This window comes from Nocardia sp. NPDC004123, from assembly GCF_053603795.1.
Window position 1 is genome coordinate 88,202 of sequence record NZ_JBSGGG010000017.1, and the last position, 15,297, is coordinate 103,498.

Consider the following 15,297-nt stretch of genomic DNA (forward strand, 5'->3'; position numbering starts at 1 on the left):
GGGAATTCGTCGTGACCATCGAAAATCTCAAGAACTCGCTACCCGAGTACGCCAAGGATCTGAAGCTCAACCTGTCCTCGCTGGCGCGCACCACCGTGCTCAACGAGCAGCAGCTGTGGGGCATCCTGCTGGCGTCGGCCGCGGCCACCCGCTCGGCGACCACGCTGCGCGAGATCGCCGAGGAGGCGGCCGACGTGCTGTCCGCCGAGGCGTACAACGCCGCACTCGGCGCCGCGTCGATCATGGGCATGAACAACGTGTTCTACCGCGGCAAGGCATTCCTGGAGGGCCGCTACGACGATCTGCGCGCGGGCCTGCGCATGCAGATCATCGGCACGCCGGGCGTGGACAAGGCCGATTTCGAGCTGTGGTCGTTCGCGGTCTCCTCGATCAACGGCTGCCAGCACTGCCTGGAGGCGCACGAGCACACACTGCGCGAGGCGGGCGTCTCGCGCGAGGTGATCTTCGAGGCGCTGCGCGCCGCCGCGATCGTGGCGGGCGTGGGCCAGGCCGTGGCATCGACCGAGGCGCTGGCCACCGCCACCGTCTAGTCGAGTCCGGCCGAAAGGGCTGTACACCTGCGGGTGTACAGCCCTTTTCTGCATTTGCTCGTCGATTGCCGCAATACGGTCGCCGGTCGGATCGGAAAGCGCCCTGGCCAACGAGCCGGCCATATGCGGGCCTCCCGCGAATCGATAACTGTCGGTAAGCTCGCTTGACATGACCGTTCCGGAAAGTGATGGCGCTCAAATCGAAGTCGTGCGCGTGTTCACCGACGCGGCCGGGCGTTTCGGCAATCCGCTCGGCATCGTCCGCCGCTCCGCCGTCGAGAATGCCGACCATCAGGCGCTGGCGGCCCGCGTGGGCTACAGCGAGACCGTGGTGGTCGACGACCCGGTCGACGGGCGAGTGAAAATGCGTATCTACACCCCCGCCACCGAGCTGCCCTTCGCCGGGCACCCCACGGTCGGCACCGCGTGGTGGCTCAATGACCAGCGGCAACCCGTGGAGATCATCGACGTGCCCGCCGGGCCGGTCGAGGTGACCCTCTCCGAGGGCCTGACCTGGGCCCGGGCCCGGGCCGAATGGGCCCCGGCCTTCGAATTCCACCAGTTCGAGGATCCGGCCGAGATCGCCACCCTGGATCCGGCCGACTTCCCGGCAGGCCAGCACTACTGCTGGGCCTGGACCGACGAGCCGCGCGGCGCGGTCCGCGCGCGAATGTTCGCCCCCGCCATGGGAGTTCCCGAGGACCAGGCCACGGGCGCGGCCGCCATCGCGCTGACCGCCCTGCTCACCCGCGGGCTGAACATCACGCAGGGCGAGGGCTCCCAGATCTTCACCGAATGGGATTCCGACGGCTGGGCCCGGGTCGGCGGCCGCGTGGTCGCCGATCACCCGATCCTCATCTAACGGCAAATCCTTTTCGGCACACCGTGACCCGATCGGCCCGGACGGCCTAGGCCGCCGGGCCGATGCGCTGCCCGAAGGCAAGCCGATGGCCGCCCGGAATGCGCAGCACGAAATCCCGCAGCCCCCACGGGTGTTCGGTGAGCTCGCTGGTGATCTCGCCGCCGTGGCGCACGCAGTGCGCGTAGAGCGCGTCCACATCGTCCACGCCGACGTATCCGGCGGTGGTCTCGTTGACGGCCGGCCGGGGCGTCCGCACGATGCCCAGTCCCACTCCGCCGCGGCGCAGCAGCGCCAGCCCCATCGCGGGCTCGTCGACCTCGACGACGAACCCCAGCACATCGCGCAGGAAGTCGACGGTGGGCGTGAGGTCGGCCACCTCGAGGTTGGCGCGGTAGCTCTCGAACTCGGCCATTGCCGCAGCATACCGGCGGTGCCGCGGCAAAATTCGGTTGCGCGGCTGTCGGTGGGCGGTGAGATGGTTGGGACGCGCCGCAGTCATCGGCCGCAGTTGATCACCCCAGGAAAGGACTTTCGCCGTGGACACCTCCGTCGAGTCACCGACCGTGCCCGAGCGGTCCGACCGGGCGGGACGGCGCGAGTGGATCGGCCTCGGGGTGCTGGCGCTGGCCTGCCTGGTCTACGCCATGGATCTGACCGTGCTGCACCTGGCCGTGCCACAGATCAGCGCGACACTGCATCCGAGCAGCACCGCACTGCTGTGGATCATCGACGTCTACGGGTTCATGCTGGCCGGTCTGCTCATCACCATGGGCACGCTCGGCGACCGCATCGGACGACGGCGGTTACTGCTGCTCGGTGGGGCGCTGTTCGGCGTGGTGTCGGTGGTCGCGGCCTTCTCCCCCACCGCCGAATTCCTGATCGGCTGCCGGGCGCTGCTGGGCATCGCGGGCGCGACCATCGCGCCGTCGACACTGTCGTTGATCTTCAACATGTTTCGCGATCCCCGGCAGCGGTCGCTGGCCGTGGGCACCTGGGTGAGCGCGTTCTCCGCGGGCGGCGTGGTCGGCCCGCTGCTGGGCGGCATACTGCTGGAGCATTTCTGGTGGGGTTCGGTGTTCCTGCTGGCCGTACCGGTCATGGCGCTGCTGCTGGTGCTCGGGCCGCGGGTGCTGCCGGAGTTCCGTGATCCGGAGGCCGGGCGGCTCGATCTGACCAGTGCCGCACTCAGTGTGGTCACCATGGTGGCGCTGGTGCTGGCCATGAAGAAGGTCGCGCAGGATGGACCGGGGACGGTGCCGCTGGTGGCCGCGGTGGCCGGGCTGCTCGCGGGCGCGCTGTTCGTGCGCCGTCAGCTCACCAGTCCCGATCCCATGCTGGATCTGCGGCTGTTCCGGCTGGGCGCGTTCCGCACCGCGTTGGGCATCAATGTCATCGCCATCTTCGTGGCGTTCGGCTATTTCCTGTTCGTGGCCCAGTACTTCCAGCTGGTTCTGGACATGACGCCCATGCAGGCCGGTGCGGCCATGGCGCCGTCCAGTGTCGGCTTCATCATCGGTTCGCAGGCGGCCCCGCGTATCGTGCGGGTCGTGCGGCCCGCCTACCTGATCGGCGCCGGAATGGTGCTGGCCGCACTGGGATTGGTCATGCTCACCGAGCTTTCGGCGCACGGCGGCCCGGTCCTGGCGGTGATCGCCTCGCTGCTCATCGCCCTGGGGCTGGCCCCGGTCTTCGGCATCACCACCGAGCTCATCGTCGGCTCCGCCCCGCCGGAGCAGGCGGGGGCCGCCTCCGGGGTGTCCGAGACCGGCGCGGAACTCGGTGGCGCCCTGGGCATCTCGATCCTGGGCAGCATCAGCCTGGCCATCTACCGCGCCGATCTGGCCGACGCGCTGCCGCGCGAGCTGCCGGGCGCGGACGCGGTGCGCGAAACGCTGGGCGAGGCGGTCCAGGTGGCCGCGACCCTCCCCGGCGATATGGGTGCCGCGGTCCTGACCGCGGCCCGCACGGCGTTCATCCACGGTGTGCACATCACGGCGGGAGTCGCGGCGGTGGGCGCGCTCCTCGTGGGTGTGCTGGCCGTGGCCAAGCTACGCCACGTGCCCGCCGGTGAACTCTCCGGCGGGCACGGGCACTAGCGTTCGGGCACTGCCCCCGGTCCGGTTCAGCCCAGGGCGCGGGCGAAGCGGTCGGCCATCTCCGCGACCTGGGCCTCGGTGATGACGAACGACGGCGAGATCTGCAGGGCGCCCTGACCGGCGGCGCGGGTCGAGACACCGTGGGCGCGCAGGGTTTTCACCATGGCGAGGGCCTCGGCCGGGTCGGCCAGCTGGACCGCGGCGACCGCACCCAGGCCGCTGCGCACCTCGGCGACCCGCGGGTGCTCGGCCAGCGGCGAGAAGTACTGGTGCAGCAGGGATTCCAGGTTCTTGCTGGCATCGAGCAGGTGCTCGCGCTCGACGATGTCGAGGTTGGCCATGGCCGCGGCGGCCGCGCCGGCGTGACCGCCGTAGGTGTAGCCGTGCCGCCACCAGACGCCGCCGGCGAAGAACGGCTCGGCGACGCGGGGCGCGACGAAGACCGCGCCCATGGGGACGTACCCGGAGGTGAGGCCCTTGGCGGTGGTCATGAGGTCGGGTTCCAGGCCGAAACGCGAGGAGGCGAACCAGGATCCGCCGATGCGGCCGAAGCCGGTGACGACCTCGTCGGCGACGAAGAGGATGTCGTTGTCGCGGCAGATCCGCCGGACCTCGGTGAGGTAGCCCTCCGGCGGCAGGTACACCCCGCCCGCGCCGATGATGGGCTCGGCGAAGAACGCCGCGATCCGGTCCGCGCCGACCTCCTCGATGAGGGCGGTCAGTGCCTTGGCCTGATCCCATTCGATGGTGCGGGTGTCGGGCATGAGGACACCGGTGTAACCCTCGGCATTGACCGGGATGCCGGACAGCGCGGTGCCGCCGACATGCATGCCGTGGTACGCCTTCTGACGGCCGACCAGGATGGTCTTCTCCGGGCGGCCCAGCTCCTGCCAGTACCGGCGGGCCAGCTTGGCGGCGGTGTCGACGCCGTCGGATCCGCCGGAGGTGAAGAAGATCTTGCTGCCGGGCACCGGCGCCAGGGCCGAGAGCCGCTCGGCCAGATCACGGGTCACCGGTGAGGCCAGATCGCCGAAGTTGGAGTAGTGCGCGACCTGGGTCAGCTGGGCGGCGACCGCGTCGGCGATCTCGCGGCGGCCGTGCCCGATATTGGCGAACCAGAGACCGCCGGTGGCGTCGAGGTACTGTGTCCCACCCTCGTCCCAGATGTACGCGCCCTCGCCGCGCGCCACCACGAACGCCCCGTCCCGCTCGACCGCACCCATATCGGCGAAGCCATGCCACAGCGAACCCATCCAGAGCACCTCCATCACCCGATATCGGCCACGCCCATCCGGGCGAACCGACCTTTCTTCACCATCTCACCATCACGACGGTGAACAGGTCGAACGGCCCCCGGGTCACCCGGCAGCGACGGCGACGAGCATGTAGGCGGTGCCGAGATCCATGACCAGGTGCGGCACCACGGCCAGCGATCCGGTCATGCCCATCGGATGCGGGAACACCCGTGGCAACCGGTGGCGCAGCGCCGGCACCGCCATGACCGCCGCGTCCGCCGCGAACAGTGCCGCCAGCATCAGCACCGGACCGGGCGCGGGCCCCGCGTGCCCGTGCCCACCGTGTTCGTGCGGCCCGTGCCCGCTCATCGCGTACAGCATCGCCGCGGCCCCCAGCACGTGATACGCGAACGCGCCGACCGTGCCGCCCCCGGTGTCCGGGTCCGAAATCCCGCTGCGCCACCGCAGCATCCGATCTCCCAGCAACAGTGTGTACACGACCACCATGGCCGTCAGCACCCCGCGCACCGCGTGCGGATCGGCGACCGTCGGAAACACCAGCATTCCCAGCATGACCAGGCACATCACCAGGTGCGCGGTATCCGACTCCCGATCCGCGCGCATCCCGGCGCACAGCCCCGGGCGCGCCGTGCCCAGCCTGGCGGCCACCAGGGCGGCGGCCAGGCAGAAGGCGATCACCGCGACCCACCGCACCGCCCCGTACTGCTCCACGAATACCGCCACACCCCACCACCTCTCACCGCGGCGACCGGCTCCCCTTCCATGCTGACACCGTCCGGCCCCGGGGCCCCCGCCTTTCCCCTGCCGAATCACCCGCCCGGGCACCGCCACTGGGGTGACCGATTACCCGGCCGAGCGCGAACCCGAATCTGCTGCGCTATTCGGTCGAGCAGACGACCGAGGCAATGAAAGAGATCCTCCACGAGACGCGGAGCTTCGACGCACGACTGAGCACCATGGAGGCCGGTCTGGCGACCCCGCAGCGAACAAGAAGTAGTGCAGCTCGAAACCTTTTTCCGGCAATGTATTTCGTGGCGGGTATTTCCCGGCAGGCAGGAATTCCCCGGTCGACACGCCTTATCGCCGCGTTCGCTACCCGGCCCGATGTCTCCGATACGCTCTATTTGCCAGCCATTAGCGGCTGTTCCTGCGATATCGAACTCTGGAAGAAACGCTAGCGCACATCTTCGAGAAAGGATCCAGGTTTGCGGCGTCTACTAATCGTCGCCGCGGCGGGCACGGCCGTGGCAACCCTGGGGGTCCTGGGCGTGTGGGCCTGGGGTGCCGATGTGGGCAGAGCCCAGCCACCCGGCGCCGATGTAACCGGTTCAGGAGTTCATGTGACGGCATCGGTCGACAGCGTCGGGGTGAATCCGCCCGGCAACCGGACTCCGAACTATCTCATGACGTTCTCGCATGCCGCGCAGATGTCCGGCGATTACTCGGTCAATGTGGAGGGTGAACCGATCACGGCCGGTCAGGCCGTCGCAGGGTTCATCCTCGGCTGCGGGATCAGTGTGGCCGGCGGCTTCACCGTCGGAATCGAGCCCAATCAAGGCTGGGCCGGCGCCCTCGCCCCGACAGTGAGCCCTGCAACTCCTGCGAGCCCCGCGAGCGATGTCAGCGCGCCGATCGCGACGGTCACGCCCGTCCCGAGTACGCCCATCGCCTCTGTCACCACACCCAGCGCCATCACACCCACTACCAGCCCAGCCCGCGTTGCCTTACGCACTACCAGCCCAGCCCGCGCCGCCTTGACCACTACCAGCCCGGCCAGCGCCGCCCCAACCACTACCACCCCAACCACCCCGACCACCCCGACCACCCCAACCACCCCAACCACCCCAGCCAGCGCCAGCCAAACCACCCCGACCACCCCGACCACCCCAACGACCCCAACCACCCCGACCACTCCAACCACCACGACCACGACCACGACCACCAGTGCCACTCCACCCAGCATCGACCTCGGACCCAGTGTCGGCGGGGCGCTGGGCCTGACCGAAGTCTTGACGGCCACCTTGGGGCCCGGCCAGGTCACCATCGCGACAACGGCGACGTCGGCCCTGGACAACACCACCGTGTTCCCGTACCGCATCACGTTCAACAACGCCGCGTTGAACGTCGCCCAATGCGCCTCACCGGTGTCGGCCGTCCCCTTCGTCACGACCACGGTGAGTACCGTGCAGGGGGTGGTACAGACCACCGCCTACGGCGATCAGTTCACCTTCTGAGGCCCGGAGCCGATTCCAGAAGTGTTGGGGGTCAGCGGATCCGGAACACCGGTCCGCGGGGGCGGAACGGTAGCGCGGCGCCCGCGGGGATCAGGAAGGCGTGTTCGTGCCGGATGCGCAGGACATCGATCATGCCGTCGGTGATGACCAGAATCGGTCCGTCGGCCGGGAAGTCGTCGGCGCGTTCGAGCAGCCGGATGCCCGGTTGCAGCACGGTGCCGCCGCGACCGCGCACGCGAACGCGGGAGGCGATCTCGTCGACCGGCAGGTATCCGGCATCGTGGGCGGCCGCGTCGCAGAACACGACTCGGGCACGCGGCACGTCGCGAGCGAGGGCGTAGGACGCGATGGCGCCCAGCCCCTTGCCCATCAGCTCCTCCGACATCGAGCCCGAGGTATCGAGTACGACGCCGAAGGTGGGCAGCCGCACCGATTCATCCGGGCGCGCCCAGGCCGGGCGCGGAATGTCGGGGGTCGCGGACTGGCGGCGTGCGGCGCGGGCGTAGCTGCGGCGCTTCTCGACGGCCGGGACATGCTCGTCGAACCATTGCGCCAGTTGGGCATCCCAGGGCAGCGGCGGCTGATCGAGCGCGCGGATCTCCTGTTCCAGTCCGGCCGGAAGCAGTCCGCGGCCGCTGGACTGGTGGTAGGCCAGGCCGGTGTGCAGGGCATTGCGGTAGTACTCGTCCAGGTCCAGGTAGCGGCCCGGAGTGTGGCTGTGCGGCAGCGGTTCTCCGAGGATGTCGCTCTTGCCGCGCCCGCGCAGGGTGGCGATCTTGCGCAGGCGACGCAGATCGGTCGCGATGCGGTCGTAAACCTGTTCGGCCGAAAGACCCTCGAGCTGCGGGTCGTACAGCAGCCCCGCGGGCAGCTCCCCGACGCCCATCTCGACGAGCCAGCCGTTGATCACGTAATCACAGGCGACGTTGAACAGGTAGTGGTCACGCCAGCCGGCGCGGTCACTGTGCCGCAGCGCCGCGTGCAGCATTTCGTGCGCGAGGACGAAGCGCCACTCTTCAGCGGACAGCGCCGCGAACGGATTGATGTAGATCTCGGCCGCCTCGGCATTGACCGCGGCGATCGAAATGTCCCAGCCGCGCGCGAGATCCGCGTCGGCGACGATCGTCATGCCCGCGGCCAGCGCGCCCAGCAGTGGATAGGACGAGACGAACCAGTTGAGCGCCCGGTCCCAGACCCGAAGGGTCGCGGCCTGCCCGCGCGTGACATCGCGGCCGGCCGCGGCCAGCGCCTCCCGGGCCGCCTCGCCGATACCGGCGGCGAAGCGCGACTGATGATCGCGCTTGGCGGCCGTCTCGGGCGTGTCGACGAAGAAGTCCGGGAACTCGGTGCGGCGGTAGGGCTCCGGGACGCTCGACTGCCACCAGCGCTCGGCCAGGCCACGTTCATCCGACCCGCCGGGCGGGGGCGGCAACTCGTGCGGCGGGCGGCCGATCTTCAGGGTCAGCAGATACTGGTCGACCACCGTGCAGCAGGCGGCTCGATAGACCGGATGGGGCTGACTCGACGCCGTGATCCAGGTGCGCGCGTGGACATTCGGCTCCAGGGCGCGCTCCGGCAGGACGCGTGGATCGAGGTGGCCGAACCCCGCATGCAGCAGCAGATGCGCGAAGACCCACGCCCACTCCTCGGCGGAGCCACGCCGATTCGAGTCGTAATAGACAGTGCCCCAGGGTGATACGACCGCCCATACACCTTCGGGCAGGCGGCCGTCGATGTCGATGGACCCGTTCTGGATCCGCCGGAACATCGGATGCTGGCACACCTGCCGCCACCCGGTGTCGAGATTCTCCCGCCACGGGTCGATCACCCTGCCGCGCTGGCGATTCGAGCGTCCGGCCACGGGCTACCGCCGCGCCGCCAGCCGCGGCAGATCGCGGGTGACCTCGACCAGGAACCAGGACGGCAGCACCGGCAGCCCGTCGTCGTCGGCGGCGACGACCAGCTGCGCGCACTCGACCGAGATCTCGGCCAGTTCGGTGAGCATGGTCTTGGCGCGCAGCGAGAACCGTTTCACCCCGGGCGACGCGTGCTCGCGGGATGCGGGGAGTTCCTTGACGAGCCGGGCCCGGAACGCCTCCGACAGGAAGTACAGCAGGTCGCGGTCGGCGGGATTGCGAGGCCAGCCCGCCTCACCCTTGACGACCGCCTCCAGGTCGTAGGCGTGCCGGACGGTCTTCACGAAGGCACGGAAGCCGGAAGCGTGTGCGGCGGTGAGGATTCCGGACGACAGCACCGCCAGGGTGGTGTCGTCGATGTCGTCGCCGTAGGAGTGCAGGGCGTCGGAGAGCATGTGCCAGCCGCGCGGGGTCGAGAACGGCTGCTCGGTCTTGGGCGGCTGCGCCCACAGGTGGTCGGGGCGCTGCATGACGTACTCGATCACCCAGGCATGAATGTCATTGCCGGCGGCCCATTTCAGCCAGTCGTCGACGTCGGCGCGCAAGTGCACGTGCACCATGCGGTTGACCAGCGCGGAGGCCATGGGGCGGGCGAGGGCGTTGTCCGTGGCGCGGTTGCCCGCACCGATCACGACCGATCCGGCGGGCAGCTCGTAGGCGCCCACGCGCCGGTCGAGAATCAGTGAGTAGAACGACTTCTGGACTTCCGCGGGCGCGGCATTGAGTTCGTCGAGGAACAGGCAGTACGGCTGCTCGCGGGCGATCATCTCCGGCGGCGCGAACCGGCTGCGATTCTCGACGATCTGCGGCACGCCGATGAGGTCCTCGGGGGCCAGCTGCGTGCCCAGCAGGGTGACGCAGTCCAGGCCGAGGGCCTCGGCGAAACCGCGCACCAGCGAGCTCTTCCCGATTCCGGGCGCACCCCACAGAAATACCGGACGCACCACCGCGACGTGCAGCAGCAGCTCCGGCAACTGGTCCGGGGTCACCGTGACAGTCGCTTCCAAATCGTCCTTTCAGGTCGGATGTGGACCCAGGTTAGGAGCGCACACTCGAGGGCGGCCAATGATTTTCGGCGCGGGACGACGTCGATGGAGCAGCGGGGGCGAGTCAGTAGAGCAGCGGGCCCAGGCGGGCGGCGCAATCACGGGCCGGATCGCGGTGGGTCTCGAGCGCCGGAAGGCGGTTGCTGGGGCCGCTCAGGCACAGCGCGCCCGCGAGGCTGCCCAGGGCGTTGTAGATGGGCAGGGCCAGACAGGCGACGCCGGGCACGAGTTCGTCTGCGGCCCTGGCATATCCGGACTCGCGGACGGTCCGCAGATCCTCGGCGAGGGCGGCGTGATCGATCTTGGTGCGCGCCGCGATACGCACCGGGTGCGCGACCAGCGTGCGCCATTCGGTCCGTGCGGCGAGCAGTAGTTTGCCCGCGGCGGAGGCGTGCAGATGCCGTGACAACTCCCGCTCGCCCGGAATCGGATGGTCCGGGTCCTCGCTGAGCACCTGGACCGCGGCCGGTCGGAAGTTCATGAGGTGCACCGCGAATCGGGTGGACGCACGGAATTCGCCGAGCAGCCCGCTCGCTGCCGCAGGCACCACCGGCATCCGGATGGCGGCCGCGAATCCGTGCAGCCGCGCACCCAGCGCGAAGCCGCGCAGATCGGCAGTGCGTACCAGATACTCGTCGGCGACAAGGGAATTCAGCAGCCGGTAGGTGGTGGCGGGGGCGATGCCGAGGCGTTCGGCGATCTCCTTGGCGGTGACGCCCACGCCGCAGTCGGCGACCGCCTCGAGAATGGCGATGGAGTTGGAGACGGTGGTGGTGCGGCGGGAGTCCTTCATCGCGCCTACCGGAAGGTCGCGGTGGGCAGCAGGTCCGCGCGCTGCGGCTCGTCGTAGATGCCGAGGCCGCGCAATCGATCCGGCGCGCAGACCCGCAGCGCGACGGTGAAGAGCGCGGCGGCCGCAAGCACCGCGGCGTAGGCGATCACGACGGTGACATTGTCGTTGCGGGCCGATACCGCGGCGGCGACCATGAGGATTCCGAGCAGCGTCGCGGTGACCGTGCCGAGCAGCGCCATGCCACGGCTGGGTTCGCCGATGCGGCGCAGCAGCGCCGGAGTGGCCAGGCAGGCGGGCAGATACGAACCCAGATAGCCGAGCGCGCTCAGGGTGAGGAAGCTCCGAATCCCGTCCTGCGGTTCGGCTCCCGACAGCAGGTACCAGACCGCGCAGGCCGTCACCGCGCCGACCGCCGCGACGATCGCGGGCGCGGGCGTGTGGAAACGCGGGTGCGTGCGACCGGCCGCGGCCGGGGCGATGCCCTCGCGGCCCATGGTGAACAGGACACGGACCAGGGCATTGATCGAGGCGACCGTGCAGGCGAAGAACGATGCCGCCACCCCGAGATCCAGAACCGCGCTCAGGAATCGCGAATTGTCCTGCAACACCAGGTCCGTCACCGGTGTGGAACCGGCGGCCAGGCCCGGCGGCGCGGCGGCCAGCGCCACCGCCTGCGCGGACACCGTGAACAGATAGATCACCGCGGCGGCGACCGGCGTCCACGCCAGTGTGCGCGGCACCGACCGGAAGGGCCGGTAGGCCTCCGAGGACAGCGTTGTCGCACTCTCGAACCCGACGAAAGCGCTGATCGCCACCACCGCACTCATGGCGAGACCACCGGTGCCACCGTGCCATTCGAAGGCGCGGCCGGCCTGCGCGCCGACGCCGTCGCGGGTCAGCAGGTAGCCCATCAGAGCGAGGACCGTCACCACCGAGACGCATTCGATCAGCAGGGTCACCGAGGCGGACAGCCGGATCCCCCGCACCATGAGCACGGCCGCGGCCGAAGCCGCGATCAGCAGCAGTGCGACAATCGTTGCGGTCCCGCCGAATCCGGCGAGTCCGGCGGTCACCGCGACCTGGTCCAGATACGTGCCGACCGCGATCAGCCCCGCCACGCTGACGCTCGCGTACCCGGCGATCGCCGACCAGCCGACCGGTACGGCCATCGCGGGGCCGAGCCCCTTGGCCACATACGTGTACAGCCCGCCGGTCACCGCCAGCCGCTGCGCCATCGGCCGGATCACCAGCGCCACACCCCAGGCCAGCAGCGCCGCCGCCAGGAACGCGGCCACGCTCGCTCCGCCCCCGGCCGCGCCGATCACGAACGCCGGGGTGACCACGGCCGTTCCCGACGGGGCGATGGCCGCGACCGACTGCGCGAACACCGGCACGAAAGGCAGTTCGCGCCGGGTCAATCCGCGCACCGGCGAACGTCCGGACACCGGGGGCCGACTCGGCGCAGCCGATCTCATACGTGCGCCTCTCTCTGGACCGGTTCCCTGACCACGGGTTGCCACAGCGTCGCCGATCCGTATTGCACGGGCGTAAACACAGGTAACATCGGCTTGTCTCGAGGCGAGAGAAAAATCTTGCGCCTTTCCCGCCGACGGTCACCGTCGCACACCCGCCGCTGTTACAGACCGTCTATAGCGTTCCGCGCCATTGGAAAAGACCCCGCCACCCGGTGATTCCGGGGCGGGCGCAGCAGAGAGACGGATCCATGACGCAGCAGATCGAACGCGCCACCGCCGCGCCGCCCGGCGCCAATCCACCCGACGGGGTGCACCGCCTCAAAGCCAATGCCGTGGGTTTGCTCGGGGTGGTGTTCATGGCCATCGCCACCGCCGCGCCGATCACCGCCATGACCGGCAATGTGCCGTTCATGATCTCGGCCGGGACCGGGACGGGCACGCCCGCCGCGTTCCTGATCGCCATGGTGGTGCTCGCGGTGTTCTCGGTGGGCTTCACCACCATGTCCAAGCACATCACCGCGACCGGCGCGTTCTACGGGTTCATCTCGTTCGGACTGGGCCGCTCGGCCGGGCTGGCGGCGGGACTGCTGGCCACCTTCGCGTACATGGTGTTCGAGGGATCGCTGGTCGGGATCTTCTCCAGCTTCGGCACGAATACCGTTGCGGCACAGTTCGGCGTGCACGTGCCCTGGTGGGTGTTCGCGATCGTCATGCTGGCGATCAATGCTCTGGGCACCTGGTTCGGGGTGGCCGTCGCGGAGAAGTTCCTGGTCGTGCTGCTGGGCACCGAGTGTGCGGTGCTGGCCATCATGGGTATCGCGGTGGCGCTGCACGGCGGTGGGCCGCACGGATTCTCGTTCGCGCCGCTGAATCCGGTCAATGCCTTCACCGGGCCGTCGGCAGGGCTGGGCTTGTTCTTCGCGTTCTGGTCGTGGGTCGGATTCGAGTCGACGGCCATGTACGGCGAGGAATCCCGTGACCCCAAGCGGATCATCCCCAAGGCCACCATGATCGCGGTCATCGGCGTGGGCGTGTTCTACGTACTCGTGTCGTGGATGGCCATGTCCGGCAACGGCATCGGGGAATCGGCGGCGCTGGCGGCCTCGGACAACCCGATGGACCTGTTCTTCCACCCCACCCAGACCTACGTCGGGCATTGGGCGGTGAGCGCCATGCAGTGGCTCATGATGACCGGATCCCTGGCCTGCGGCATGGCATTCCACAACTGCGCCGCCCGCTACCTCTACGCGCTCGGCCGCGAGGGCGTCTTCCCCGTGCTCGAGCGCACCGTCGGCCGCACCCATCCTCGGCACGGGTCGCCGCACGTCGCGGGCGTGGTCCAGACGGTCATCGCCTGCGTGCTGGTCGCGGGCTTCGGAATCGCGGGCAAGGATCCCTATTCCGGCACCTACACGCTGCTGGCGATCCTCGGCACCATGGCCATCCTGGTGGTCCAGGCGGCCTGTTCCTTCGCGGTGCTCAACTATTTCCGCACCCATCACCCCGAGAGCCGGCACTGGTTCCGCACCGTACTGGCTCCGCTGCTGGGCGGACTCGCCATGGCCGCGGTGGTCGGTTTGCTGGTCCTCAATATGGGTACCGCCGCGGGCGCCGAATCCAGCTCCCTGGTCCTGAAGGCCACCCCGTGGCTGGTCGCCGCAATCGCCCTGGGCGGCTTCGGTTTCGCCGAATATCTGAAGCGTCTCTCCCCAGCCCGGTACGCGCGGGTCGGCCGGACCGTCCTGGAGGAAACCCACGAACGCTGACCCGCCCTGATCGGGGCCATTCCGGAACTCGCGGCATTCGAGGTCCGGCGGCGTGGAAACGGCCCGGAGCCTTGCGGCTTCCGGGCCGTCTTCAGCTTCGAGTCGGCGTGCACGTATCCGACGCCCCGCGGTAGCACCCTCGGAACCGTGCCATTGCGGTTCGCCCCACGACGGCCCGAACAGCCGAGCCGGATAACCCGAAATGATCACGAAACCCGGCCGACCACACCGAGTCTCACCGGTCGCAGGAGTACACACGCACCACACCGGAACGGACGGCACGGTAGGTCGGCGGGTTGGCGCGTGCGGTCAGTACCCGGAACCGGCGGCGCGGCCTGTGCAGTCATGGTCCCGAGCTCGGCGGATAGCCTGGCGGCATGCGCATTGTGATCGACGATCTGAGCGGGGACGAGGTGATCGGACTGCTCGAGGCCCACGTTGCCGAGATGCTGGCGAACTCGCCCGAGGACAGCATGCACGCGCTCGACGTGGCGGCGCTGCGCAAGCCGGAGATCACCTTCTGGTCGGCGTGGGAGGGCCCGGAACTGGCCGGGTGCGGAGCGCTCAAGGAGCTGGATCCGGTGCACGGTGAGATCAAGTCCATGCGGACCGCGGCGAGTCACCGGGGGCGCGGGGTGGCGTCACAGTTGTTGCGGCACATCCTCGCCGAGGCCGCCGCGCGCGGATACGCGCGGTTGAGCCTGGAGACCGGGGCGTCGGAGTTCTATCTGCCAGCGGTGCGGCTGTACGAACGCTACGGGTTCGAAGAGTGCGGGCCGTTCGCGAATTACGCGGCGGACCCGCACAGCGTCTTCATGACCCGGGCGCTCTGAACCGGAGTCAGCGGCCGACGGCCCTGGGTACCAGCCCCCGTTCAGCGCCACCGCGGTCACGCCCAGGATGGCGAAGATCACGGCCTGATCACCAGCCCGCCGGACGGCTGGGCGTAGCCCTGGTCGCGGGGGTCGATGAACGGGTAGGGGTACCAAATCGTCGAACGGCCCGCGCGACAGCGTGTAGGCGCCGTAGGCCAGCGGGTAGGCCAGGCGGCCCAGGATGAGCCAGCTGGTCGGCTTCAGGCCCGCGGCCACCAGCAACCAGTCCGCGATCAGCACGATCGGGATCACCAGGGCGCCACCAGGCCCACGATTCCGAAGACGATGCGCAGCACCCGGATCCACGCGGGCGTTCCGCCTCTGACGGCCAGGGCTCGATGGTCGCATGCCGAACCACCCGACCGCGGACGATACGCCGGTGCGGCACACTTGCGGCAAGCGCGAGATCGGGCCGCCGGACACCGCG

General features: G+C 69.4%; 14 protein-coding genes. 7 read left to right on the forward strand and 7 right to left on the reverse strand.

What is annotated here, in order from left to right; translation table 11 throughout:
• Window positions 1–11: 11 nt before the first annotated feature.
• Window positions 12–551: a carboxymuconolactone decarboxylase family protein gene (locus ACWEQQ_RS25050; protein ID WP_452349900.1), complete on the forward strand. Its 540-nt coding sequence runs from the start codon at window positions 12–14 to the stop codon at window positions 549–551.
• A gap of 169 nt (window positions 552–720) precedes the next feature.
• Complete coding sequence (locus tag ACWEQQ_RS25055) at window positions 721–1,413, forward strand: PhzF family phenazine biosynthesis protein (protein ID WP_452349901.1); 693 nt, start codon at window positions 721–723, stop codon at window positions 1,411–1,413.
• Window positions 1,414–1,459: 46 nt separating this feature from the next.
• Here ACWEQQ_RS25055 and ACWEQQ_RS25060 read toward each other — a convergent pair whose 3' ends face one another.
• The gene (locus ACWEQQ_RS25060; protein ID WP_452349902.1) at window positions 1,460–1,825 is read right to left on the reverse strand and encodes a VOC family protein; all 366 of its coding nucleotides are present in this window, start codon (window positions 1,823–1,825) and stop codon (window positions 1,460–1,462) included.
• Between the two features lie 151 nt (window positions 1,826–1,976).
• Here ACWEQQ_RS25060 and ACWEQQ_RS25065 point away from each other — a divergent pair, with 151 nt between their 5' ends.
• On the forward strand, window positions 1,977–3,509 hold the full coding sequence (locus tag ACWEQQ_RS25065) for an MFS transporter (RefSeq protein WP_452350000.1): 1,533 nt from the start codon (window positions 1,977–1,979) through the stop codon (window positions 3,507–3,509).
• A gap of 26 nt (window positions 3,510–3,535) precedes the next feature.
• Here ACWEQQ_RS25065 and ACWEQQ_RS25070 read toward each other — a convergent pair whose 3' ends face one another.
• Window positions 3,536–4,762, reverse strand: a complete 1,227-nt coding sequence (locus tag ACWEQQ_RS25070; protein ID WP_379384119.1) for an aminotransferase family protein — start codon at window positions 4,760–4,762, stop codon at window positions 3,536–3,538.
• Window positions 4,763–4,867: 105 nt separating this feature from the next.
• A complete protein-coding gene (locus ACWEQQ_RS25075; protein WP_452349903.1) occupies window positions 4,868–5,488 on the reverse strand; it encodes a DUF5134 domain-containing protein in 621 nt (206 codons plus the stop codon).
• A 182-nt stretch (window positions 5,489–5,670) separates the two neighbouring features.
• Here ACWEQQ_RS25075 and ACWEQQ_RS25080 point away from each other — a divergent pair, with 182 nt between their 5' ends.
• A complete protein-coding gene (locus tag ACWEQQ_RS25080; protein WP_452340659.1) occupies window positions 5,671–5,943 on the forward strand; it encodes a hypothetical protein in 273 nt (90 codons plus the stop codon).
• Window positions 5,944–6,054: 111 nt separating this feature from the next.
• On the forward strand, window positions 6,055–6,999 hold the full coding sequence (locus tag ACWEQQ_RS25085; protein WP_452350001.1) for an MspA family porin: 945 nt from the start codon (window positions 6,055–6,057) through the stop codon (window positions 6,997–6,999).
• A 31-nt stretch (window positions 7,000–7,030) separates the two neighbouring features.
• Here the strand turns inward: ACWEQQ_RS25085 and ACWEQQ_RS25090 are convergent, their stop codons facing one another.
• The 4 genes from ACWEQQ_RS25090 to ACWEQQ_RS25105 form a co-directional block, all read right to left on the reverse strand.
• Window positions 7,031–8,827: a vWA domain-containing protein gene (locus ACWEQQ_RS25090; protein WP_452349904.1), complete on the reverse strand. Its 1,797-nt coding sequence runs from the start codon at window positions 8,825–8,827 to the stop codon at window positions 7,031–7,033.
• A 36-nt stretch (window positions 8,828–8,863) separates the two neighbouring features.
• The gene (locus ACWEQQ_RS25095) at window positions 8,864–9,922 is read right to left on the reverse strand and encodes an ATP-binding protein (protein ID WP_452349905.1); all 1,059 of its coding nucleotides are present in this window, start codon (window positions 9,920–9,922) and stop codon (window positions 8,864–8,866) included.
• A gap of 103 nt (window positions 9,923–10,025) precedes the next feature.
• On the reverse strand, window positions 10,026–10,754 hold the full coding sequence (locus ACWEQQ_RS25100) for an IclR family transcriptional regulator (RefSeq protein WP_452340655.1): 729 nt from the start codon (window positions 10,752–10,754) through the stop codon (window positions 10,026–10,028).
• A 5-nt stretch (window positions 10,755–10,759) separates the two neighbouring features.
• Window positions 10,760–12,199: an APC family permease gene (locus ACWEQQ_RS25105; protein ID WP_452349906.1), complete on the reverse strand. Its 1,440-nt coding sequence runs from the start codon at window positions 12,197–12,199 to the stop codon at window positions 10,760–10,762.
• A 278-nt stretch (window positions 12,200–12,477) separates the two neighbouring features.
• Between ACWEQQ_RS25105 and ACWEQQ_RS25110 the strand changes: the two genes are divergently transcribed.
• Both ACWEQQ_RS25110 and ACWEQQ_RS25115 read left to right on the forward strand, forming a co-directional pair.
• A complete protein-coding gene (locus ACWEQQ_RS25110) occupies window positions 12,478–13,995 on the forward strand; it encodes an APC family permease (RefSeq protein WP_452349907.1) in 1,518 nt (505 codons plus the stop codon).
• Window positions 13,996–14,372: 377 nt separating this feature from the next.
• Window positions 14,373–14,828: a GNAT family N-acetyltransferase gene (locus ACWEQQ_RS25115; protein WP_452349908.1), complete on the forward strand. Its 456-nt coding sequence runs from the start codon at window positions 14,373–14,375 to the stop codon at window positions 14,826–14,828.
• The last annotated feature ends 469 nt before the right edge of the window (window positions 14,829–15,297 follow it).